Origin of the sequence: Paenibacillus crassostreae, from assembly GCF_001857945.1 — a bacterium.
GTDB lineage: Bacteria > Bacillota > Bacilli > Paenibacillales > Paenibacillaceae > Paenibacillus_AQ > Paenibacillus_AQ crassostreae.
Window position 1 is genome coordinate 3,377,768 of record NZ_CP017770.1, and the last position, 22,137, is coordinate 3,399,904.

Here is a 22,137-nt window from a genome sequence, read left to right on the forward strand (position 1 = left end):
ATGTCCGAAGAACAACGTTTATCGTTTGAGACCTTGGCTGTTCATGCAGGTCAGGAGATTGATCCTACTACACTGTCACGAGCTGTTCCACTTTATCAGACAACTTCTTATGGGTTTCAAGATAGTGAACATGCAGCTAACTTGTTCGCACTTAAGGAGTTTGGTAATATCTACACGCGGATCATGAACCCTACCACTGATGTTTTCGAGCAACGTATTGCAGCCCTCGAAGGAGGAGCAGGTGCACTAGCAACTGCTTCCGGACAAGCTGCCATCACATTCTCGATTCTTAATATCGCAGGTGCCGGAGATGAAATTGTATCTTCGTCCAGTCTATATGGAGGAACATATAATCTGTTTGCTAATACACTAGCGAAGTTAGGGATCAAGGTGCATTTCGTAGATTCAAATAATCCTGAGAATTTCCGTGCAGCGATTACGGATAAGACGAAGGCTCTTTATGCGGAGACGATTGGTAATCCTCAAGGAAGCATTCTTGATGTAGAAGCGGTAGCGAACATTGCTCACGAACATGGTATACCTCTTATTGTAGATAATACGTTTCCAAGTCCCTACTTACTTCGTCCCATCGAACATGGTGCTGATATTGTTGTTCACTCAGCAACAAAGTTCATTGGAGGTCATGGTACTTCCATAGGTGGTGTTATTGTTGACGGAGGTAAGTTCGATTGGAAAGCTAGTGGAAGATTTCCTGGTCTTACAGAACCGGATCCAAGCTACAATGGCGTAGTCTATACTGAAGCCGTTGGACCTATTGCGTATATCATTAAAGCTCGAGTTCAATTGTTAAGAGATATGGGTTCATCGATATCACCATTCAACTCTTGGATGCTTTTACAGGGTCTAGAGACGCTACATCTACGGATGGAACGCCATAGTGAGAACACCCTTAAGGTGGCTCAATATCTTGAGAATCATGAAAATGTAGAATGGGTTAGTTATGCAGGTCTTCCGAGTCATCCTTCATATGATTTAGCTCAGAAATATTTACCTAACGGTCAAGGTGCAATTCTGACTTTTGGAATTAAGGGTGGCACAGATGCAGGACGAAAATTGATTGAGAGTGTGAAGTTGTTCTCTCATTTGGCGAATGTTGGTGACTCGAAGTCATTGATCATTCATCCTGCTAGCACAACGCACGCACAATTATCTGAAGAAAAACAATTATCAGCAGGTGTTAGACCAGAAATGATTCGATTGTCTGTCGGCACAGAGAATATTCGTGATATCCTACATGATTTGGAACAAGCGATTCAAGCAAGTCAAAATAAATAAATGAGTTGAATAATTTATTATAAAGAAAAGGACATCCCTTAGTGTAAAGGCTAAGGAATGTCCTTTTTTGACATATAAGAATCTAGATGTTTTGGGACCGCATATATATTACGGTTTTTTTTGTCTAAATATAGTTATGGCTATTTACATGGAATTGTGTGAGAGGTATTATATAAAATATAAAGTTGTATTAGGTAAAAATAATTGTATACGTACAAGAAATGATTATCATTATCATTTGAAAGCTGCTCCGGATTATCCGGGGCAGCTTCTGTCATTTTTAGGGTGGTAATAATGCGATTCATTATCAATAGGAGGTTGAATGGTTATGGAGAACACACAAAGAGCATCATCAAGAATGAGATTTAATACATCGAATGCACCTAATCCCAATAAGAAGAGAAAGTTGGATTTACGGAACTTACTACGTAATAATGAAGTTCTCGCTGCTATCGGAAGTGGGTCAATGACACTGATAGCATGGTCAGTAGGACATTCGAATGAATACTTATCGATTATATTATATGTTATTGCCTATGCATTGGGTGGATGGATCACGGCTAAGGAAGGAATCAAAACGTTGATTCAAGAACGTGATCTTGATGTGAATTTACTTATGATCGCTGCAGCCTTGGGTGCGGCTTCTATTGGTTATTGGAACGAGGGTGCGCTACTCATATTTATTTTTGCATTGAGTGGAGCGCTAGAGAGTTATACGATGGATCGCAGTAAGAAAGATATTTCTTCATTAATGGCCCTTAAGCCAGAGACTGCACTTCGGATTGAGAATGGAGATATGGTAGAAGTAAAGATTGACCAACTTCAAATCGGGAATTTATTTCTCGTTAAGCCAGGTGAATTGATTTCTGCGGATGGTTGTGTGCAACGTGGTAACTCTGCTGTTAATCAAGCATCGATAACAGGTGAATCCATTCCAATGGATAAAACTCCAGGAGATGAAGTTTTTGCGGGTACGGTTAATGGGGATGGTGTACTCTATGTTGAGGTTACAAAAACAGCAGAGTCCACGGTATTTGCAAAGATAATTAAATTAGTTGAAGAAGCGGAAAGTGAAGTTCCGAATTCCCAACGTTTCATCAAACGTTTTGAATCGATCTATGCTCGGATTGTCGCTGTAGCTACATTAGCTATTATTATTCTTTTACCCATCCTATTCGGTTGGACTTGGGGTGAATCCTTTTATAAAGGGATGGTGTTTCTAGTTGTTGCTTCGCCATGTGCGCTAGTCTCATCGATTATGCCAGTCATGCTGTCGGCAATTTCGAATCGAGCTCGAAGAGGAATTCTTTTCAAAGGTGGATCTCATGTGGAGAACTTGGCATTGACGTCAGTTGTAGCATTTGATAAGACAGGGACTCTTACACTCGGTACACCTCAAGTAACGGATTTCATCGTTAATGAGCATGTGGATAGCTATGAGTTGCTTACGATATGTGCTTCGATAGAACAGTTATCTGAGCATCCATTAGCCAAGGCTATTGTACACAAAGCTAAAGAAGAGGTTGAAGGACTTGTATTCAAAGAGGTCGAATCCGTTCAATCTGTTACAGGATGGGGAATGTCAGCTAAGGTAGATGGAATGTTGTGGGAGATTGGGAAGAGTAACATACTTGATACGTATATGGTTGAACCATTTTGGTTGGAAACAAGAGAAAGCTTAATGAAGCAGGGGAAGACGGTTTCAGTGATTATGAACAATAACAACATTGTAGGTTTGATTGCCTTCCAGGATATCATTCGTCCACAGGCAGCACAAGCTGTGAAGTCTTTGCAAGATTTAGGTATTAAAGTTGCAATACTAACCGGAGATCACGAAGATACAGCTCAAGTAATTGGTAGACAGCTTGATGTCGATTGGGTTTTTGCTGATTTGCAACCAGAAGATAAATTGTATTACATCAAACAATTGAGAGAGCAACATGGGCATGTGGTTATGGTTGGTGATGGGGTGAATGATGCACCTGCATTAGCTACTGCAACGGTTGGAATCGGTATGGGTATGAATGGCAGTGGTACTGCGTTAGAAGTTGCTGATGTTGTTCTGATGAATGATAACATTGAGGAGATAGCGAGTACTATCAAGCTAGCACAACGCGCTCAAAGAGTGATCAAGCAGAATATGATATTTGCAATTACTGTTATCTTGATGCTAATCATTAGTAATTTCTTTGCAGATATTGCTCTTCCATTTGGTGTGGTAGGACATGAAGGAAGCACTATTCTAGTTATATTAAACGGATTACGCCTGCTAAAGTAATGTATGATGAATCTGTAATCATTTTGTTGACAAATAGAATGTATTAAATCATAATGATTACAGATTATAATTATTATAATTAATAAAATTTATTTATATATTTGTGTTAGGGGGAGAATTACATGTACAAATCAATTATTGTAGGAACTGGACCGGCAGGGTTAACTGCTGCGATTTATTTGGCACGTGCTAATATGAAGCCATTAATTATTGAAGGGCCTCAACCAGGAGGACAATTAACAACCACAACTGAAATCGAAAATTTCCCAGGATTCCCTGATGGAATAATGGGTCCTGAATTAATGGATAATATGCGTAAGCAAGCTGAACGCTTCGGTGCGGAATTCCGTACAGGTTGGGTAAATAGTGTGGAACTGAATGAGCGTCCATTCAAACTGAATGTAGAAGGAATTGGTGAGCTAGTTACAGAAACACTTATTCTATCTACCGGAGCTACTGCTAAATACTTGGGTATTCCAGGGGAACAAGATAATATTGGTCGTGGGGTAAGTACATGTGCAACCTGTGACGGATTCTTCTTTCGTGGTAAAGATATCGTGGTTATTGGTGGTGGGGACTCAGCTCTTGAAGAAGCGAACTTCCTTACTAGATTTGCTTCAAAAGTAACGATAGTGAACCGCCGCGAGGAATTACGTGCATCGAAAATTATGCAAGATCGTGTTCGCGAGAACAGTAAAGTGGAATGGTCACTTAATCGTACTCCGCTTGAAGTAATTGCGGGAGATCGAGGAGTTAATGCTCTTAAAGTGCTAAATAATCAAACAGGCCAAGAGGAATTACTCGAAGCAAGTGGGGTGTTTGTAGCGATTGGGCATCATCCGAATACAGCATTTCTAGGTGGCAGTATCACTACAGATGACAATGGATATATTGTGGTTAAACCAGGAACATCTGAAACGAATATCCCAGGTGTATTTGCTTGTGGTGATGTTCAGGATACAAAATACAGACAAGCGATTACTGCTGCAGGAAGTGGTTGTATGGCAGCTATGGATTGCGAGAAATATATCGAGAATCTGAAATAAAGACCTATCAAATGAGATGATATTCACTCGATAGGTACAAGATGTGGGTTATCAATTTATACAAAAAAGCTTCACCTTCCAACATGCGGAGAGTGAAGCTTTTTTGGCTATGAACCTACGTTAGAAGAATATTAACATACTAATTTGGAATATTACATAGGTGATAATAGCTGCTAAGATGAGAAGAAGTCCAGATTTATGTTTAGATTGAAAAAAACGCAAGATAGCAAGGCTAAACAAAGGAGCGATGACGAGTAAAAATAACAATACTGTGATAAACATCTGCGCCGAGATATCGGAAGTATCAACGTAGGTCAAGAGACATCTACTCTTTTCTATAATGATATGATTTAAATCACATTGGATAGTTCCATTATAGCGAAACCTACGTAGAATGGCAGACCTAAAAAAGGCGAAAATGCGACGAAATCAAAAAAAATCTAAAAATTTTACAATGAAACTCGAACACGCCCTAAAAATTGAGATACAGCAGCATATGAAGCGCCTAGCATAGTTGAATGACTACCAAGTGCTGAGAATTGAACCTGCAACTGGCTTCGATGATAAGGTAAGGTTCGTTGGGCTACAACAGATTGCAATGGAGATTCTAGCCATTCCTTAGCTTCAGCAAGGGGTCCACCAATAATAATAAGTTCTGGATTGAAGCTATTAATAATGTTGGTGATTCCAATACCAAGATAATGTCCAATAGTATTAAAGAGGCCAAGGATTGCTGGATCATGTTGTAAGGCATGTGGAATAAGCTCTTGAGTTGTATGGGCAGGTAAATCTTTCGATAGATCACCGTAGGTGATCTCGGAGGCATATAACTCCCAACATCCTTGATTACCACAGGAGCATTTACTACCATTGGCTTCAATGGTCATATGTCCTGTCTCTCCAGCGTATCCGCGTGCCCCTTTGTAAAGTTGACCATCGACAATAATACCAGATCCAATTCCCATTCCAGCGCTAATGTAAATGAGATGATGGACATCAATTCCGGCACCATAATGGAGTTCTCCTTCAGCACCTGCATTTGCCTCATTATCAATGGTTACTGGGATACTAAAGGCATCCTCTAGGATATCCTTTAAGGGAATCTTCTCCCAACCCAAGTTGGGGGCAAAAAGGATCGTACCACTATCATCGACCATGCCAGGTACACCAACACCGATGCCAACTACACCATGTGGAGAGGAGGGCGCCTTCTGCATAAGAGAACGTATAGCTTGATGCATCTCATCTAGGACAGAAGGGAAGTCACGTTGGGTTAATCTTGTGCTGTATTCTGCGACGATGTTATCCTCAAGATCCGTAAGAATACCTGTTAAATGGGTTACGCTCAGTTCCAGCCCAATGGCATGCCCCGCACTTCGATGAAAGAGAAGCATTGTTGGCTTCCGGCCCCCACTAGATTCACCTGGGCCAATTTCCTCAACTAGGTAATTTGCCAACAATTCAAGGACAAGGTTGGATACTGTAGCTTTATTAAGACCTGTCTTCTCAGAGACTTGTATGCGAGATAGTGGACCGTGACGACGGATCGTATCTAGAACGATAGACTTGTTAATTTTTTTAACCAGCGCTTGATCACCGGTGATTTTCATAAGAATTGTACACATCCTTTGTAAGAAACAGTATAGAATAAAACACTTTGTTTATCCAATAGACAAAGTATAACAGATATGATAAGATCATTGTGATAGCGATTACTTTATAAATATGAGGAGGACATTATAACATGGCCTATTTTGATCAAATTGGAAAAATTGCGTACGAAGGTAACGATTCAAAAAACCCTTTTGCATTTAAAAATTATAACCCAAGCGAAGTAATTGCTGGTAAAACAATGGAAGAGCATTTCCGTTTCGGTATGGCTTATTGGCATACATTAGTTGCGGGAGGTTCAGATCCATTCGGAGCTGAGACAGCTGTTCGTCCATGGGATAAATATACTGGTCTTGATCTTGCCAAAGCTCGTGTTGAAGCTGGATTTGAATTTATGGATAAAATGAGTCTTCCATTCTTCTGTTTCCACGATATTGATATCGCTCCAGAAGGAAATAATCTCCGTGAATTCCAAAGTAACATTGATGTTATTGTTGGATTGATTGAAGATCAAATGAAAGCAACAGGCAAGAAATTGCTTTGGAACACAGCGAATATGTTCACAAATCCTCGTTACATGCATGGTGCAGCTTCAACGAATAACGCTGATGTTTATGCACATGCAGCAGCACAAATTAAGAAGGGTCTTGAAGTTGGTAAACGTCTTGGCGCTGAGAACTATGTGTTCTGGGGCGGCCGTGAAGGATACGAAACACTTCTTAATACAGATATGCAATTGGAACAAGATAACTTAGCTCGTATGTTCCAAATGGCTGTTGATTACGCGAAGGAAATTGGATTTGATGCTCAATTCTTAATCGAGCCTAAACCAAAAGAACCTACAAAACACCAATATGACTATGATGCAGCTACTACAATTGCATTCTTGCAAAAATACGGTTTGGATAAACATTTCAAATTGAATCTTGAAGCTAACCATGCAACATTAGCTGGACATACGTTTGATCATGAAATTCGTGTAGCTCGTACTAACGGTATGCTTGGATCATTGGATGCTAACCAAGGAGATATGCTTCTTGGATGGGATACTGATGAATTCCCAACTGATATCTATGATGCAACACTTACAATGTATGAAGTTCTTAAGAACGGCGGAATTGGCCGTGGTGGAGTAAACTTTGATGCTAAGGTCCGTCGTGCTTCCTTCGAACCAGAAGATTTGTTCTTGTCTCACATTGCAGGCATGGACACTTATGCTAAAGGTTTGAGAGTAGCTGCTAAATTGATCGAAGATCGCGTATTCGATAGCTTTATCGAAACTCGTTACAGTAGTTTCAGTGAAGGTATTGGAGCAGATGTGGTATCTGGTAAAGCTACTTTATCATCACTTGCTGAATATGCTCTTAACAATGAAAACCCACGTAAGAATATTTCAGGACGCCAAGAGCAACTGAAAGCAACTTTGAATCAATATATCTACGCTTAATAATTAGTACGGTAGCGTACTAGCTTTTAGGACCGCCGCTCCTTTCCCACGGGAAGGCGGCGGTCTTCTTTTGTAAAAAAATTAATAAAGTAAGTATAGGAGGGGTATTATGAGTTATGTTATTGGTATCGATCTAGGCACAAGTGCTGTGAAAACGGTACTTGTAGATAAGGATGGCCAAGTAGTATATGAAGTATCGGAAGCGTATCCACTACTTCAACCGAAGCCAGGTTATAGTGAACAAGATCCAGAAGCATGGGTAGAGAAGACATTAATCTCCCTAAACAGAATGATGAAGGATTCAGGTGTAAAACCTTCAGAAGTAGAAGGAGTTAGTTTCTCAGGTCAGATGCACGGCTTAGTATTGGTTGATGATGCTGGCAAGGTGCTTCGCAATGCGATTTTATGGAATGATACACGTACAACCCCGCAATGTCGTAAGATTGAGAAAGTATTAGGTGCTGATCTTCTGAAGATTGCTCGCAATCGGGCGTTGGAAGGATTCACTTTACCAAAGATTCTATGGGTACAAGAACATGAACCGGAAATTCTTAAGCAAGCAGCATTGTTCCTATTGCCTAAGGATTATGTACGTTTCCGTTTAACGGGTGACTATGCAATGGATTATTCTGATGCGGCCGGAACCTTGTTACTTGATGTAGCTGGTAAAGAGTGGAGTGATAGAATCGCGACTGCTTTCGATCTACCACTATCCATTTGTCCACGTCTAGTTGATTCCTTTGATCAAGTAGGAATCTTACTTCCAGAAATTGCAGAGAAGTCGGGATTGCTATCATCCACTAAGGTATTTGCTGGTGGAGCAGATAACGCTTGCGGTGCTATTGGAGCAGGAATTCTAAGTGAAGGCCAAACGATGTGCAGTATTGGTACATCTGGCGTCATTCTGTCATATGAAGAACGTAAGGATTTAGATTTCGAAGGGAAAGTGCACTTCTTTAATCATGGCGAGAAAGATGCTTATTATATTATGGGAGTTACTTTGGCTGCGGGTTATAGTTTGCAGTGGTTTAAGGAAACATTCGCAGCTGATCTTACATTCGATCAAATGCTTGAAGGAATCGACAGTATTCCAGCGGGTAGTGGTGGATTGCTCTTCACGCCATATATTGTCGGCGAACGTACACCACATCCTGATGCTAACATCCGAGGTAGCTTTATTGGGATGGATGCAGGACATGATCGTACCCATTTCGCACGGGCAGTGATGGAGGGAATCACATTCTCTTTGAAAGAATCTATTGATATCCTACGTAATTCAGGTAAGACGATTACTGAAGTAATCTCCATTGGTGGGGGAACTAAGAACGAAAATTGGTTACAAATGCAAGCTGACATCTTTAATGCTACGATTCTGAAGTTGGAAAGTGAACAGGGACCAGCTATGGGGGCAGCCATGCTTGCTGCTTATGGAAGTGGTTGGTTCCCATCTTTACAAGAATGTGCATCACACTTCTTACGAACTGCCAAATCTTATGTACCAAATCCTGAAGCAGTGGCTGTATACGAGAACCTGTTCAGTGTGTATCAAGATGTTTATGGACAAACTCGTGAGTTGAATGATAAGTTAGCTGCATTTCGTAAGTAAATAATCTAGATGCAGAAATAAGTAAATAAACAGCTAGATATCGCCATTTTCTCTCTATTAAGATGAGGAATGGCTTTTTTATGTTGTAATAAAAAGAGTAATCTATGAAGGGTTTATTCGATGAAGCATATATAACGGCAAGATGCATAAATATAGTGGAGTGCAGTGAATTCATTATGGTATTTGCTAATGGTATTTAATACGTTTTGTTAAGTAAATTATGTTACACTATTTGTGTGAAATAACTATAGAAGGACGAGGGATATATGAGAAAAGGCCGTACTCGACTTGTTAAAGCGTTGATCATAGCTACCTTGTTAGCTGTTGCTATTCCACCTTCAGTAGACTTTGAACATGCATTTGCATCCTCGAAGATTACGACTGTGAGATCAGTAAACGATATACAACAGGTGTTACTATCAGCAATGAATGGGCATCAAGTCAATGTTGAATTTGTATATAAAGGGAAAACGAATTCGCTTAAGACGCAATTGAAACAGGCATTGGATCAAGCGATGGAGAGCGATCCTTATATTAATTATACGATTGCAAGTTATGGCTACTCGTATCGAGGAAGTCATAATACCGCAGATGTAAGTGTGAAGCTTAGTTATCGCGAGACAGCGGCAGAAACAGCTTATGTGGAGAAGCAAGTGAATCAAGTGCTGAAAGAGATTATTATTCCTAGCATGAATGATCATGAGAAAGTGAAGGCTATCCACGACTGGATTGTAACTCATCTGAAATATGATACGACATTACAGAAATATACCGCTTTTGATGGGCTAAATACGGGAAGTACAGTGTGCCAAGGATACTCGCTTTTGACGTACAAAATGTTAAAAGAAGCGGGTATTGAGAATAGAATTGTTGAGGGTACTGCCACTCCAGAAGGAAGCAATACAAGTCAACTACATGCGTGGAATCTGGTTCTATTGTCTGGTAGTTGGTATCACTTGGATACAACTTGGGATGACCCTGTCCCTGACCAGAAGGATGTCGTGGGTACAGAATACTATTTGCGTAACGATAAGCAGATGCATAAGGATCACAGCTGGACCAAGCCATATCCTGCTGCAACCACATTATATAGGGATACGTTGTCTATACTCGCTAAACAGGGAGGGAGTAAGGCAGCATTCTATAAAAAATTAGTGAATGATCTTCAATATCACCTTTATGAGCAAAGTGAGATTGTATCTTCGACAGACCAATTAGTTTCCAAGACAAAGGCAGTGATAAATAAAGGTAACCATTCTTTATTATTTCGTTTCCAAGGAAATGAAGCTGAATTGATTGATGAACTACAACAGTTATACAAATTAGGCATAGAGGGAATATCATACCATCATAGTCCCTTTGAAGAGACTGGTGATCTGAAAGTCTATATCACTTGGAAATAAGAGATAGGGTATTGTGCAGAAGAAAGACGGATACACAGCAAAAAGCAGGTCAAGGGATAAACCTTGATCTGCTTTTTGCTGTGTTGAATGAGCAACATGCCCATTCTTAATGTTGATGTGTACTTAGGTCACATTGGTCCAAAGGAATGACTTTGGTTTTCTTCACCCATCTATAGCCAAACCATATGATTAAGAATAGAGGAACGCTAATATAGGATACGACGATACCATACCAATCAATAGTTTCACCTGTGAAAGCCCCGAGGTTCTGTCCGAATATGGCTATAAGACACAGAATAAAGGCGAAGATCGGACCAGCCGGGAACCATCGTGCGCGAAAAGGCAGATCGGATAGAGAATGTCCTTGAACAATAAAAGACTTTCTGAAGCGATAGTGGCAGATGGCGATAGCTAGCCAGTTGATAAATCCGCACATCCCTGAAGCATTTAATAACCAATTATAGACGATACCATCCCCGAAGAAGGAAGCAAGAAACGCTAACATACCTACTGCACTTGTGATAAGCAAAGCATTAACAGGAACACTACGACGGTTTAATTTGCCAAGGAATTTAGGCGCTAGTCCATTTCTAGCCATGGAATAAAGAACCCGAGTGGCTGCATACATACCAGAGTTACCTGCCGATAGAACGGAACTTAGGATGACGGCGTTCATGAGCGCTGCAGCGAAGGCAAATCCCGCTCTTTCAAAGATGAGTGTAAAAGGACTAACCCCAATATTGTTAAGGTCACCATTAAGTAAACTTGGATCTGTATAGGGAATGAGCATTCCGATAACAAATATAGCAAAAATATAGAAGATAAGAATACGCCAAAATACTTGGCGAATAGCACGTGGTACGTTCTGGCGAGGATTCTCGCTCTCGCCTGCAGCAACTCCAATAAGTTCGGTTCCTTGAAATGAGAAACCAGCGGCCATAAATACTCCAACAAAAGCAAAGAACCCACCGTGGAATGGTGATCCGCCAAGGTTGAAATTTTTCATTCCAACGGACTCGCCTCCAAGTATTCCAAAGATCATTAAGATCCCAACTGAAAGGAACACAATAACGGTAATGATTTTAATAATAGCGAACCAATACTCCGATTCCCCATAACTTTTCGTTGATAAGAAATTCAATCCGAACATTAGGAATAGAAACAAAAGGCTCCATAGTCCAGAGGAAGTTTCAGGAAACCAATATTTAATAATGACGGTGGCTGCGGCTAGTTCAGCAGCTATGGTCACAGCCCAGTTATACCAAAAGTTCCAACCCACAGCGAAGCCGAAGGCAGGGCTAACAAATCTTGAAGCATACGTGCTGAATGATCCTGAATCAGGGAGATACGTTGCTAATTCACCTAAACTAGTCATTAGGAAGTAAACCATTAATCCTACTGCAGCGAAAGCTAGTAAGGCTCCACCGGGTCCAGATGAGGAAATAGCGCTGCCGCTAGCGAGAAAGAGTCCGGTTCCAATAGACCCACCTAGAGCAATCATAGTCATATGTCGTGCTTTGAGACTTGGCTTCAATGAAGTTTCAGTCTCTTGTTGGTTCTTTGTCATTAAGTACACTCCTTCTTGAAATAAAATCATTATTCATGGAAGGGGCGGAGAATATCAAAAAGACCGCAGGAAAAAAATGGCGGTCAACATAGTCAAAATCTCATAGCAACAAATATACGCTTCTCCTAACAAAGAAGGCATAAAAATGTGTCTAATTATATGATCCGCACCCTAAATCCATGAAAGATAGCCCAACATGATGTCCTATGGAAGGAAACCATGACAGTTCTGTCCCTATTCGGAAAACAGACCCAGCATACTTGGCTAATAGAAGAAGCAGCCTGTATACTTCGGCGAAGGGTGCCTTTCAATTGCGAATCAACCAGCGGCTTCTAACGCCTCTTCACAATCTACTCATCGCTCTTCGCGACCTCTACCTCATCTTAGAAGGATGAGGATATCTTTATTTAAAATATAAAAAGGTATAACCTGAATAAGGTCTAAGTATAATCAATCCAATGCTCAGGATCAATGGATAAATATTGAACTTATGAACGAGTGCGCTTGGCCATCTGCTGCCATATCGTTCCGGCAGCTTCTTCGCCAGATTCAATCCGTTCAAGAGCCATTCTTGCTTGTAGACTGACTTCGAACTCAGAGTCGTCTACAGCTGCTTCAAGCGCTTCACGTGCGTCTTCGGTACCTACTTCATATAGAAAACGCGCAGCACGCCAGCGGACAAGCTTGCTTGTGTCCTTTAATGATTCTGTCATTGCGGGAGTAGCACTAGCATCGCCAATATCGGATAATGTATCTCCGGCTGTGCGTCGTACGGCGGCTGATTTATCCTTCAAAGCCTCGAATAACAATTCCATTGCTTCCAGAGAACGCAAATCACCGAGATAAATAATAGCAAGGCGGCGAATTTGTACCTTCGTATCATGAAGTGCGACATGTATAAATGGAATTCGTTCTTCTGATGGAACCATGCTGTCAAGTGCAGCATAGCGTATACGCCAATCACTATTCTGCAGTGCTTCTTCAATCTCTTGATCGCTCAACTCCGTACGTTTCTCCATGAATTCTTCATCACTTTTACCGTGTGCTATCGCCTGTTGAATGACTTTTTGTAATCGTTCTGCTGGATACGCTGCTTCAAGCTCTTGCTCGACTTCACGAGCTATATCCTTCAATTCACCATAACGGACACCATAATCTGATAATTTACGTTCCTTAATCATTGTCGCGATCGCGACTTCGGTCACCGCCTGAGTAAAGCGCTCAGAAAGAGCGATTCGTTCTTCACGACCTTCAGCCTTTACCCGAATTTGCATAGGAATTCCACGGAAATATTGTACTAGGACTTCAGCTTCGCCATAGTGTTCACCTGAATCCTGATCAGCTTCGATCCAATTTGTAGTCAAACCATCTTGTCCGAGCCTTTCTTGTACCTCGCCTAAGATAGCTGACCAATCAGCGTTACCTTTTCGTTCGAGCGCTGCAAAATCCGTAGTGTGAAATACGCTTTTTACACCAGGGATGTGAAGCATCTCTTTAATCCATGCTGGGGCAGAACGCTCATTGTCTAGGGTATATGTCTTTCGTAGTCCCGTCTCTATAGTTTCATCTAAATGGAGTTTCATGGTATTAGGACTTGGTGTTGGTTCTATAAATGTAATTTTCATGACATATGCACATCCTTCCTTGTCTATGATAGTTTACCTTATTTTCTTTAGAATAAAAATAAAGGGTTGTGGACTTCGAAATGGTCTCTTGTTTGTGATATAATATGAGGAGCTAAATTTGAAAGGAATGGATTATTTCATGATTAGTACAAGCGGCGTGACACTCCGTTATGGAAAACGCGCACTTTTTGAAGATGCAACTATAAAATTCACACCAGGCAATTGCTACGGACTAATTGGCGCGAATGGTGCGGGTAAATCAACGTTTTTGAAGATTTTATCAGGAGAAATTGAAGCGAACTCAGGTGAGGTTCATATGACACCTGGAGAACGCATGGCAGTACTCAAGCAGAACCATTATGAATATGATGAATTTCAAGTCCTTGAAGTTGTTATTATGGGACATATTCGTTTGTATGAAATCATGAAGGAGAAGGATGTATTATATGCCAAATCCGAGTTCTCGGAAGCGGATGGCCTTCGTGCAGGGGAGCTTGAAGGAGAGTTTGCTGAACTGAATGGTTGGGACGCTGAACCAGATGCAGCGGCACTATTAATCGGTCTTGGGATTTCTCGTGAACTTCATGATAAGAAGATGACGGAACTTAGCGGGAACGAGAAGGTTCGCGTACTGTTGGCACAAGCGTTGTTCGGACGTCCGAATAACCTATTGCTCGATGAACCTACTAACCATTTGGATCTTGAATCCATTGGCTGGTTAGAGAACTTCTTGATGGATTATGAAGGTACCGTTATTGTGGTATCCCATGACCGTCACTTCTTGAATAAAGTATGTACGCATATCGCGGATATTGATTTTGGTAAGATTCAGATGTATGTAGGTAACTACGATTTCTGGTATGAATCTAGCCAACTTGCCCTACGGTTGTCAAGAGATTCTAATAAGAAAAAAGAAGAGAAGATGAAAGAGTTACAAGCCTTTATACAACGCTTCTCGGCCAATGCATCGAAATCTAAACAAGCAACTTCGCGTAAAAAACAGCTTGAGAAGATCACATTGGATGACATTCGTCCATCAAGCCGGAAATACCCTTTCTTACATTTCAAACCTGAACGTGAAGCAGGTAAGCAACTACTTACGGTTGATGGTATAAGTAAATCGAACGGTGATGAAAAAGTGCTCGATAATGTAAGCTTTGTAGTTAACAAAGGCGATAAGATTGCACTAGTAGGACCAAACGGTTTGCCTAAATCGACACTATTTGATGTTCTGATGGGTGAACAACCTGCTGATTCAGGTGAATATACTTGGGGGATTACGACAACTCAAGCTTATTTCCCGAAAGATAATTCCAGTTATTTCGATGGCGTGGATATGAATTTGGTAGATTGGCTACGCCAATATTCTCAAGATCAAGATGAAACGTTCTTACGCGGATTTTTGGGTCGTATGTTGTTCGCGGGAGAAGAAGCATTGAAGAAAGCAAGTGTCCTTTCTGGTGGTGAGAAAGTGCGTTGTATGTTAGCCAAGATGATGTTGAATGGTGCCAATGTTCTTGTGTTCGATGAACCTACGAATCACTTGGATTTGGAATCTATTACAGCTCTCAACAACGGACTTACTGATTTTGATGGAACGATTCTGTTTACATCACATGACCATCAGTTCATCCAAACGATTGCAAATCGGATTATCGAAATAACACCAACCGGTATTATTGATCGTTCGATGAGCTATGATGAATATTTGGATAACGAAGAAATTATAGCGCTGCGGAAACAGATGTATCCAGTAGAAGAATAATTTATAGATGAATAAACAAAAAAAGCTTCTAGTCCCAAGATTGGGATTATAAGCTTTTTTTTGCGTCCTTTTAGCATAAGGGTCTTATACACCTGTACGGCGACGTTGGTTATTCGGTTTTTTATTATTCTGACTTTTTAATGGTTTGGCAGAACCAGCTTGAAAGGTATTCGTTTGGCTTGAGGAAGAGTGCTGTTTCTTTTGATCTAACTTTTTCCGAATGGCATCAGCCAGACTGACTTTTTTAATTTCATTATTTTCGCTCATATGAAAACCTCCCTTTGGGCGTGTACCTTTATTCTAATCTTTTTTAATTATCACTACAAGTGGACTTGTACTTAATATCTTTTTCTATTTATATGACAATTGATAGCTTATGATTTATAATTTTGATCAACAACTAAATATGAACTACAAGCAAGAGAACCCCGCCATTACTAATTCAGCAATGGTGGGGGTTCTGTGAATTGTCTATATTATACATGCGTTATATATTTCTAGAACGTCCTGTAAAGAGAGAAATTATAAACAATACGATAAAGATAAAGAAGAGTATTTTCGCAATAGAAGCAGCAGCGGCAACTATATTGAAGAATCCGAAGATTCCTGCAATCAACGCAATAATTAATAATATTACAGACCATTTAAGCATGATACTCACCTTTCTTTCTGTATATTTAGGATATTTCCTCAGATTCCTTCATAAGGATTAGGAGAATGTATTCGTTAATTAACCTTGGCATTCAAAAATGAATCAACCCCAATTGTGAAGTTGTGGGTCGGCGCTAAAAAATTAGTTATTCTTGTTTCGCCCATTTGGGAAACGGGTAAATAACAGTATCGAACAATATATATTTTAGACAGGAGAGATTTCCCCATGATCGAAATTAGTGTAGTTGTTATAGCGGTTGCTTTTGCTATACTTGTTGTTTTTTTAATAAAAACGCTAAAGGCAGCAACGAAATCATTAGAGAAGACAACGCAGACTTTACAGGAAGTTCAGAAGACGATTGAAGAATTAGGTTATGAAGTGAAACAAACCGTCAGACAAGCGAATGGAATTACTGTAGACCTACAGACAAAGATGAAGCAAATGGATCCCGTGATGGAATCTGTACATAATCTTGGTGAGGTGTTAAGTGAAGTGACGTTCGCGGCTAAGCAACTATCTAGCACAGTAATGGAGAAAATGAAAAAGCCCAAAACCAACGCTTCATCCAACCTTTCTAATGTGCCACTAAGCAAAGCTGAACAACGGACAGTGCAATCTTATGCAGCATTAAATAAGGCAAAGGATTCTAAAGATCCAAATTGGGTGAAATATGTTGATGTCGCTGCTGGAATATGGCAGAAATTTCGTCGCTAATGCAGATTTGAATAATGAGAATTTATTAATAAATATAGTGAAGGTTAACCAGTGATGTATATGTACTTTAAACATAGGTAAGGAGAGGGGCTTGCCTCATTCCTTACCTATGTTTTTTTTGAAGCATATAGATATAATGCATATAATTTTTAGTAAGAATGATCTTTCCCGCGGTTTTGACGTGTTTTTAGTATATAGTTATATCTATGTGTTATGTATGATGAATGGATGAAACCTCAAATTATGGATTATGAATTAAAGGAGCAAACTATGACTATATTAATTGTTGATGATAATCCTACAAATGTCATCATTATACGAGAGATATTAAAGAAAGAGAATTATCTCGATATCTGCTCTTCGACTTCTGCAAAATGCATGTTTGAGATTCTTGGAATTGATAATCATCCTAATCAAGTCGTACCTAATAAGTCTAATATTGATCTCATTCTCTTAGACATGATGATGCCTGAAATGGATGGTATTGAAGCATGTCGTGTAATCCAGCATTATTCACATCTTAGGGATATCCCGATTATCATGGTCACTGCCGTAGGGGATTCTAAGAAACTTGCTGAAGCATTGGATAGTGGAGCAGTGGATTATGTTACGAAACCGATTAATAAAGTTGAACTCATGGCCAGAATTCGGCTTGCATTGCGATTAAAGAAGGAGAACGATTGGCATAAGGAACGAGATCAGAGAATTCAGGAGGAACTCAGAATAGCTGCTTTGGTTCAGAATGCAGTCCTTACTTCTCCCATTGAAGATGATTTATTTGAAGTGCATGCGCTTTATAAACCCTCAGCAGTATTAGCTGGTGATCTGTACGCATGGTATCAGCTAAGGGATGGACGCTATGGGATCATTGTGCTTGATATGATGGGACATGGAATTTCATCTTCCTTAGTCTGTATGTTCATTGCCTCGGTATTAAAAGATACGATTACTACTTATGTGGAGCCAGAGAAGGTCATTCAAGAACTGAATAGGAGATTATATCAGTTATATATTGAGAATGAACTTATACAGTATTACTTCACAGCGATATATTTAGTCGTAGATACACGGAAAAAGAGGGTTGACTATGTTAATGCTGGCCATCCACCTGCACTTTTTTTTCAGGGCAATGAAAGTGCAGTGATGCTACATCAAGTGTGCTACCCAGTAGGGCTATTCGATACTATCGAAGTTCAACAGAAGAGCTTTAATTATGATGGTGATAGTCATATTGCCTTATATACAGACGGCCTGATGGAAATTGTCGCAGGTGATTATGACGCCCAAATGGCTTATTTAATCAGCTATTTTGAAGGTAATCATGAATGGGATGAAGGGATGATGCAACAGGCATTTTTTAATATCGAACTACAGCAAGTACGAGATGATGATAAATGCCTGGTGTGGATCTCACTTAAGGAAGGAGGGAGTCCGGAATGAAATTAAAAACAAAATTATTGCTCGGATTCGGTTCAATGATGATGCTCTTACTAATCATGTCCATGGTTGGATATGATCGATTGAATTATATGAATAGGCAATTAGATCAAGTCTATGAGGAAAGATATGTGAAGGTACGAGATTCGAGTGGGATGCGTGGAGAAGTAAATACGGCATCGAGAATCTTAGTTAGTCTACTTCTTAATGATAAAGACTCGCCTCACTATGTAGATGGTCAAGAAAAATTAGTTACAACGATGACTAATGCAGAGAATTACTTAGATGACATTCTAAATAGTACGAACAATAAAGATGAAGAACAAATGCTAGAGCGTGTTCAGGTGGCATGGGAGCAATTTGTTATTTTCAAACAAAGTCAGTTAGAACTATTAGCTATGGGATTGGACAAGGAAGCACAAACATACCAAATTTCAACGGGTGTTCCTATTCAGATCGAAGCATTAGATAGTTTAGATGAGTTAGCTTCTTATCAGGATCGTATGATTGATGAGGATATGACAAGTGTTAATGCTGGATATCAGCGTTCCATTCGAATCACAGCAATTATTATGGTTATCGGCTTAATGTTGGGTTTAGGAATAATCATGTGGGTTATCCCGAGCCTTTCTAAAGGACTTCATATTATTAATATGATGATCAGTAGCTTTGGTAAAGGTCATATGAAGACGATTCGTCGGCTAAAAGTCACTTCTAAGGATGAGATTGGTGAAGTGGCTCGCGTATTCAAGGAAATGGCGGAGGATCTAGAGGAAAAGCAAGAGTTGGAAATGAGTTATATAGAAGCACAAAAAGATCAGAATTGGCTGAATTCTCATACGAACAAGGTGACACAGTTACTTCGTGGGGTTAACTCATTAGAACAAATATCACAGACTTTTATCAGTGAATTCACACCAGTGTTAGGAGCTCATTATGGCGCGGTTTATATTCAAGGGGAGGACAAGCAACCGAATCGTTTGTTTAAATATGGAACATATGCTGGATCAGGGGATTTATCGACCAAAGACTATTTTGATACCGGGGAAGGGCTATTGGGTCAGAGCGCCATGGATAAAAATCCCATATGTATTGAAGGTGTTCCTAATCAGTATCTATCGGTTCAATCTGCACTTGGGGAGTCCTTACCTTTAAGTCTGATGATTTATCCGATCCTGTTCGAAGAAGAACTAATAGGTGTAGTAGAACTCGCCTCGTTAGGTAAGTTTACACCACTAGAACGACAATTATTGTTACAGCTCACTAATAGTCTAGGTATTGTGCTTAATAATGTTCGCCGTCGGATTAGTATAGAGGAACTGTTGCGTGATTCACAAGCTCTGACAGAAGAATTACAGTGCCAATCAGAGGAGTTGCTGACACAACAAGAAGAGTTACGACGTTCTAATGGACATTTAGAAGAGCAAACAGCAGCACTTAAGAGTTCTGAAGGATTACTCCAGAGTCAACAAGAGGAGCTTGAACAATACAATACGGAATTGATTGCCAAGACTCGTACTTTGGAAGATCAGATGCAACAATTAGAAGAAAAGAATTTCCAAATTGAAAAGACAAGTAAGCAATTGGAGCAGCAGGCAGTTCAACTTGCGATCACTAGTAAATACAAATCAGAATTTTTAGCCAATATGTCACATGAGTTACGTACACCGCTTAATAGTTTGCTTATTCTTTCACAATTATTAACGGAGAACAAAGGGGGCAATCTGACGTCGAAGCAAGTAGAATATGCACAGACTATTTATATGTCGGGTGCTGATTTGCTCAAAATGATTGATGAGGTTCTAGATTTATCTAAGATTGATGCAGGAAAGATGGAAATAAATGCTGAGGTAGTAAGAATTAAAGATATAGATAAGTTTGTTCAACAGAATTTTATGCCATTAATAGGTAGGACTCAAGTGACTCTTCATGTTGATTATGGAGATGATCTACCCGATGAAATTGTGACAGATGCACATCGATTGAAGCAGATTCTACGTAATTTGTTTACGAATGCTTTTAAATTTACAAGTACCGGTAATGTTGATTTTAGTATAAATAGAGTGCAATCCCAGGATATTCCAAGTAAGCTTAAGAAGGGTGTAGGATATATTGCTCTTTCTGTTAAAGATACTGGAATTGGCATTCCACACGATAAAATGGATTTGATATTTGAAGCCTTTCAGCAAGGGGATGGCACAACTAGCCGTAAATATGGCGGTACTGGATTAGGACTATCCATAAGTCGAGAGCTTGCGGCTCTTCTTGGAGGTTATATTGATCTTGAATCAAAGGAAGGGGAAGGAAGCTGCTTCACGTTATATCTACCAGTAGATGTATCCAATGAAGCAATAATAGGTGAAAGGGAGGCTGCGGCCTCGAAATCAGAACCATCTAGCATAAATACAATTCATCGTATAGATACTGATTTTATCAACCATATAAATATGAAATCAAAGGAAATGTTAAACGGACAAATACAGGATGATCGTGATTCTATTGTAGATCAGGACAAAGTATTGCTTATTATTGAAGATGATTTGAAATTTGCAAATATATTGGTAGAAATGGCACGTACACGTGGATTCAAAGTGCTATTTGCATCACAGGGTGATACGGGTTTAAAGATGGCACTACAATTTCTTCCTCATGCAATTATTCTAGATATTCAACTTCCGGTCATGGATGGCTGGTCTATATTAGGTGAGTTAAAGAATTCATCCCTAACTCGACATATTCCCGTTCATATTGTGTCTATCGTTGATGATGTGAAGCAGGGATTGAGGATGGGAGCTATTGCATATTTACAGAAGCCGACTTCTAAAGATTCGTTAGAGAAAGCTTTCTCTTATATTGAATCGTATACGGCGAATACTGTGAAGCGATTATTGATCGTTGAGGATGATGAAACGCAGAGAAATGCGATTGTTGAATTCATTAATCACGATGATGTATCGATTACGGTAGCCTCATCAGGTAGTGAAGCACTGAGAGAACTAGGGAAACAGAAATATGATTGTATGGTATTGGATTTAATGCTTACAGATATGACAGGGTTCGAACTGCTTGATCAGATCCAAGATGACCATCAATTGGTTGATCTACCTATCATTATTTATACGGGGAAACAGTTGGATTCCCAAGAAGAGCTGACTCTACGCAAATATGCGGAGTCCATTATTATTAAAGACGTAAGGTCACCGGAAAGATTGCTGGATGAGACAACGTTATTCTTGCATCGGATTGAAGCTAACTTGCCAGAAGATAAACGTGAAATATTACAAAAACTCCACAACAAAGAAGCACTTTTTGAGAATAAAAAAATATTACTCGTTGATGACGATATCCGTAATGTATACGCTTTATCTAGTGTGCTAGAAAGTTATCAAATGGAAGTCGTATTTGCCGAAAACGGAAAAGATGCTTTAGAAATTCTCGATAAACAATCCGACTTTGACCTGATCTTAATGGATATGATGATGCCAGAAATGGATGGTTATGAGGCGATGCGTCAGATTAGGAGAATACCGGAATTTGGAAATCTACCTATTATCGCTTTAACTGCCAAGGCAATGAAAGAAGACCGTTCAAAATGTATTGAAGCGGGAGCTTCTGACTACGTTAAGAAACCGATACAAACAGAACAACTCCTATCATTAATGCGCGTATGGTTGTATTCGTAAAATATCT

At 39.8% G+C, this 22,137-nt stretch carries 15 protein-coding genes and 1 riboswitch; of the genes, 10 read left to right on the top strand and 5 right to left on the bottom strand.

Annotation, left to right across the window (positions count from 1 at the left end):
- The 3 genes from LPB68_RS15470 (at window position 1) to trxB (ending at window position 4,620) form a co-directional block, all read left to right on the top strand.
- The gene (locus LPB68_RS15470; protein ID WP_068656815.1) at window positions 1–1,296 is read left to right on the top strand and encodes a homocysteine synthase; all 1,296 of its coding nucleotides are present in this window, start codon (window positions 1–3) and stop codon (window positions 1,294–1,296) included.
- Between the two features lie 328 nt (window positions 1,297–1,624).
- Window positions 1,625–3,574 carry a heavy metal translocating P-type ATPase gene (locus tag LPB68_RS15475; protein ID WP_068656813.1) on the top strand — a complete coding sequence of 650 codons (1,950 nt, stop codon included), beginning with the start codon at window positions 1,625–1,627 and terminating at the stop codon, window positions 3,572–3,574.
- 122 nt (window positions 3,575–3,696) lie between these two features.
- Window positions 3,697–4,620, top strand: a complete 924-nt coding sequence (gene trxB / locus LPB68_RS15480; RefSeq protein WP_068656812.1) for a thioredoxin-disulfide reductase — start codon at window positions 3,697–3,699, stop codon at window positions 4,618–4,620.
- Between the two features lie 449 nt (window positions 4,621–5,069).
- Here the strand turns inward: trxB and LPB68_RS15485 are convergent, their stop codons facing one another.
- On the bottom strand, window positions 5,070–6,230 hold the full coding sequence (locus LPB68_RS15485) for an ROK family protein (RefSeq protein WP_068656810.1): 1,161 nt from the start codon (window positions 6,228–6,230) through the stop codon (window positions 5,070–5,072).
- A 134-nt stretch (window positions 6,231–6,364) separates the two neighbouring features.
- On the opposite strand from LPB68_RS15485, the gene xylA reads away from it, so the two are divergent.
- The 3 genes from xylA (at window position 6,365) to LPB68_RS15500 (ending at window position 10,687) form a co-directional block, all read left to right on the top strand.
- Entirely contained in the window at window positions 6,365–7,678 is a 1,314-nt protein-coding gene (xylA, locus tag LPB68_RS15490; protein WP_068656809.1) for a xylose isomerase, read from the top strand.
- Window positions 7,679–7,787: 109 nt separating this feature from the next.
- Window positions 7,788–9,284, top strand: a complete 1,497-nt coding sequence (gene xylB, locus LPB68_RS15495) for a xylulokinase (RefSeq protein ID WP_068656807.1) — start codon at window positions 7,788–7,790, stop codon at window positions 9,282–9,284.
- Between the two features lie 266 nt (window positions 9,285–9,550).
- Window positions 9,551–10,687 (top strand): transglutaminase domain-containing protein, encoded by a 1,137-nt coding sequence (locus tag LPB68_RS15500; protein WP_068656805.1) that lies wholly within the window; start codon window positions 9,551–9,553, stop codon window positions 10,685–10,687.
- Between the two features lie 106 nt (window positions 10,688–10,793).
- On the opposite strand, the gene LPB68_RS15505 is transcribed toward LPB68_RS15500, so the two are convergent.
- Entirely contained in the window at window positions 10,794–12,254 is a 1,461-nt protein-coding gene (locus tag LPB68_RS15505; protein ID WP_068656803.1) for an amino acid permease, read from the bottom strand.
- A 179-nt stretch (window positions 12,255–12,433) separates the two neighbouring features.
- A riboswitch (Lysine riboswitch) is annotated at window positions 12,434–12,638 on the bottom strand.
- 104 nt (window positions 12,639–12,742) lie between these two features.
- Window positions 12,743–13,879 carry a virulence factor gene (locus LPB68_RS15510; protein ID WP_068656800.1) on the bottom strand — a complete coding sequence of 379 codons (1,137 nt, stop codon included), beginning with the start codon at window positions 13,877–13,879 and terminating at the stop codon, window positions 12,743–12,745.
- Between the two features lie 139 nt (window positions 13,880–14,018).
- Between LPB68_RS15510 and LPB68_RS15515 the strand changes: the two genes are divergently transcribed.
- Complete coding sequence (locus LPB68_RS15515) at window positions 14,019–15,644, top strand: ABC-F family ATP-binding cassette domain-containing protein (protein WP_068656942.1); 1,626 nt, start codon at window positions 14,019–14,021, stop codon at window positions 15,642–15,644.
- An 84-nt stretch (window positions 15,645–15,728) separates the two neighbouring features.
- On the opposite strand, the gene LPB68_RS15520 is transcribed toward LPB68_RS15515, so the two are convergent.
- Window positions 15,729–15,911 carry a hypothetical protein gene (locus tag LPB68_RS15520; RefSeq protein WP_068656798.1) on the bottom strand — a complete coding sequence of 61 codons (183 nt, stop codon included), beginning with the start codon at window positions 15,909–15,911 and terminating at the stop codon, window positions 15,729–15,731.
- A 220-nt stretch (window positions 15,912–16,131) separates the two neighbouring features.
- The gene (locus LPB68_RS22365) at window positions 16,132–16,296 is read right to left on the bottom strand and encodes a DUF1328 domain-containing protein (RefSeq protein ID WP_082865649.1); all 165 of its coding nucleotides are present in this window, start codon (window positions 16,294–16,296) and stop codon (window positions 16,132–16,134) included.
- A gap of 225 nt (window positions 16,297–16,521) precedes the next feature.
- Here LPB68_RS22365 and LPB68_RS15530 point away from each other — a divergent pair, with 225 nt between their 5' ends.
- The 3 genes from LPB68_RS15530 to LPB68_RS15540 all read left to right on the top strand — a co-directional run bounded on the left by LPB68_RS15530 (window position 16,522) and on the right by LPB68_RS15540 (window position 22,130).
- Window positions 16,522–17,010 (top strand): DUF948 domain-containing protein, encoded by a 489-nt coding sequence (locus tag LPB68_RS15530; RefSeq protein WP_068656794.1) that lies wholly within the window; start codon window positions 16,522–16,524, stop codon window positions 17,008–17,010.
- 270 nt (window positions 17,011–17,280) lie between these two features.
- A complete protein-coding gene (locus LPB68_RS15535) occupies window positions 17,281–18,450 on the top strand; it encodes a fused response regulator/phosphatase (protein WP_068656941.1) in 1,170 nt (389 codons plus the stop codon).
- Window positions 18,447–22,130 (top strand): response regulator, encoded by a 3,684-nt coding sequence (locus LPB68_RS15540; protein ID WP_068656793.1) that lies wholly within the window; start codon window positions 18,447–18,449, stop codon window positions 22,128–22,130. The genes LPB68_RS15535 and LPB68_RS15540 overlap by 4 nt, the downstream gene beginning before the upstream one ends.
- Window positions 22,131–22,137: the final 7 nt, after the last annotated feature.

Coding starts and splice junctions, on each gene's coding strand:
- xylB (WP_068656807.1), top strand. CDS start 7,788: ATGAGTTATGTTATTGGTATCGATCTAGGCACAAGTGCTGTGAAAACG.
- trxB (WP_068656812.1), top strand. CDS start 3,697: ATGTACAAATCAATTATTGTAGGAACTGGACCGGCAGGGTTAACTGCT.
- LPB68_RS22365 (WP_082865649.1), bottom strand. CDS start 16,296: ATGCTTAAATGGTCTGTAATATTATTAATTATTGCGTTGATTGCAGGA.
- LPB68_RS15470 (WP_068656815.1), top strand. CDS start 1: ATGTCCGAAGAACAACGTTTATCGTTTGAGACCTTGGCTGTTCATGCA.
- LPB68_RS15520 (WP_068656798.1), bottom strand. CDS start 15,911: ATGAGCGAAAATAATGAAATTAAAAAAGTCAGTCTGGCTGATGCCATT.
- LPB68_RS15475 (WP_068656813.1), top strand. CDS start 1,625: ATGGAGAACACACAAAGAGCATCATCAAGAATGAGATTTAATACATCG.
- LPB68_RS15485 (WP_068656810.1), bottom strand. CDS start 6,230: ATGAAAATCACCGGTGATCAAGCGCTGGTTAAAAAAATTAACAAGTCT.
- xylA (WP_068656809.1), top strand. CDS start 6,365: ATGGCCTATTTTGATCAAATTGGAAAAATTGCGTACGAAGGTAACGAT.
- LPB68_RS15535 (WP_068656941.1), top strand. CDS start 17,281: ATGACTATATTAATTGTTGATGATAATCCTACAAATGTCATCATTATA.
- LPB68_RS15505 (WP_068656803.1), bottom strand. CDS start 12,254: ATGACAAAGAACCAACAAGAGACTGAAACTTCATTGAAGCCAAGTCTC.
- LPB68_RS15530 (WP_068656794.1), top strand. CDS start 16,522: ATGATCGAAATTAGTGTAGTTGTTATAGCGGTTGCTTTTGCTATACTT.
- LPB68_RS15500 (WP_068656805.1), top strand. CDS start 9,551: ATGAGAAAAGGCCGTACTCGACTTGTTAAAGCGTTGATCATAGCTACC.
- LPB68_RS15540 (WP_068656793.1), top strand. CDS start 18,447: ATGAAATTAAAAACAAAATTATTGCTCGGATTCGGTTCAATGATGATG.
- LPB68_RS15515 (WP_068656942.1), top strand. CDS start 14,019: ATGATTAGTACAAGCGGCGTGACACTCCGTTATGGAAAACGCGCACTT.
- LPB68_RS15510 (WP_068656800.1), bottom strand. CDS start 13,879: ATGAAAATTACATTTATAGAACCAACACCAAGTCCTAATACCATGAAA.